We start from the raw sequence: 2007 nt of genomic DNA, 5'->3' as shown, positions 1-2007 counted from the left end.
CGGTTCATGATTCGTGTCCGTTGCAGCAGTGTGCGGCTTTGGTGGTTGTGGTGGTTGTTTCTTGGGTGGGGAGGTTGAGGGTGGGGTTTTGGTCGAAGAATCCGTGGGGTTCGAGCATGAAGCCGATGTTTTGGCGGGGCATGACGGGCCAGTCTTCGAGCCGGACGACGTGGTGCATGCCGAAGGTGTACCAGACCACGAGGTCTTCATCGACGATGTTCCGGTCCGCGCGGGTCCATGCGGGCAGGCCGTCATCGCCGTTGGTGCTTTGGTTCGGGAATTCCCCGGCTGCGAAACGTTGTGTCCGGTCGTAAGCGGTGACCCAGAGGTTGTTGCGGGCGAACTGCGCGCGCTGGCTGACGTAGGACTCGTCCCCTGCGGCTAGGGTGATGGCGTTGGTGGGGATCAGGCGGTACGCTACCGGTTCGTCCACCACGTTTTTGCTGTCGTGGTTGACGACCTTCCAGAAGCGGTGCTTGGAGTTGTCTGCCTTGCGGATCGCCGCTTGTTCGGTTTCCAGGAGCCGATCGACGGCACGGAAAGCGGTGTGTGTGGGGTTGTCCTCAGGAATTTCCATGTCGACTTCGTAGACGGCGTTCTTGGGCCCGTCGACTTCGAAGTCCATCCTGACGTTGAACATGTGCTGGTGGATTGGTCCGTAGAGTCCGTCATTGTTCAGGGCCTGCCCATACGGGGTCTTCTCGCCGGGGTGCTGGGCGGCCGTTGACAGGATTCCGGTGGCCTTGACCAGGAACTCGATGCTCCCGTCAAGGTAGAGATGCCAGTAGAAGGCGTACTCGTAGTTGGCCACAGTGGCGATGAAGGAGATCACGAGCTTGCGGCTGCGTCGGACTTCGGCGGTGCCCTCGCGGAAGTCGAAGTGCTTCCACATGATGCTGTCGTCTTCCTCATGCATGCAGATGGCGTTCTCAATGGTCATCGGGTTGCCGTGGCTGTCGGTGGTGATGCCGTCAAAGTATTTGATCTCGCCCAGGCAGTCGCAGCCGAGTTTGAGGGAGTTCGCCATGTTGCCGATGTTGTACTCACCGGAATCGAAGGCGTTCTTCTTGGCCTGTACGGGGGCGGTGTCACCATAGGGGACAACCATCTCCGACAAGGACGCCCTGTTGATGACGGGGCGTTCGGTGTCTTTGTCACGGAAGCGCAGCTGGTGAAGGACCAGGCCTTCCCTGGGGGTGAAACCGACGCGGAAGGACCAGTCGGCCCACTGGACGTGGTTTCCCGTGACCTTGAAGGAAGGACCTTCAGGCTGGGTGATGGAAATGGGTTTGAGATCGGTGCGGGCCGGTCCGACGTATTTGGGCAGGTAGTTACCGCTGGCACGGGGGACCGGGATGGACTCGTTGTCCTCGACCTTAACAACCTCCCCGGAGCTGAGGTCGTAGAAGACGATGAAGTTCTCGATCGGGTGCGCATAAGGGCTATCGGTAGGATCCTCCCGGACGAAGACGAGAGCGCGCATCAGCCGGCGCCCTTGAGCGTCTTCACCGAAATAGCCAACAGACCAAGGCTCAAAGCAGACGAGGTTCAGATCAGTCAGGCCCCGTTTGGCGAGGGCCTCAATGACCCGCGGGTCCTTTCGACAGCTTTCCTCGCACTCGGCAAACTCATCCAACATAAAGGGCGGCTGAACGCCGGAAGCCAACTGCGTCCACGTCTGAACGATTCCAGAATCAAGGTCGACAACGGCTTCATAGGCACGTCCCGTGCCACGGTCGATGAGGACTGCGTCCGCCTCACGTACCGTTTCACTGCCGGCCCTCAGCAATTCCTTGGCTGGCTCGCGCAGCTCAACGCTGATGAAGCGGAACGTCTCTGCCGCGGCCTGACCATCCTTAAGGATGGAGACCGCCCGGGAAATCTCAGCGCGGGAAAGCGGGTCCAGAGGGTGCGCTACCCCTACTACGGTTCGGGATTCAATGTTGATAGACATGATTTTCTCCTTGGTTCTTTGATCAGAATGAAGCCCCAAACGGGTTCGGAAAC

1 protein-coding gene is annotated in these 2007 nt (G+C 59.5%); it reads right to left on the bottom strand.

The annotated features are described in order from the left end of the window. Window positions 1–4: 4 nt before the first annotated feature. Entirely contained in the window at window positions 5–1954 is a 1950-nt protein-coding gene (locus OS914_RS17940; RefSeq protein WP_267547416.1) for a primary-amine oxidase, read from the bottom strand. Between the last annotated feature and the right edge of the window lie 53 nt (window positions 1955–2007).

This window comes from Arthrobacter endolithicus (assembly GCF_026627425.1).
Taxonomy (GTDB): Bacteria; Actinomycetota; Actinomycetes; order Actinomycetales; family Micrococcaceae; genus Arthrobacter_M.
This window is presented reverse-complemented; position numbering and strand designations above follow the sequence as displayed.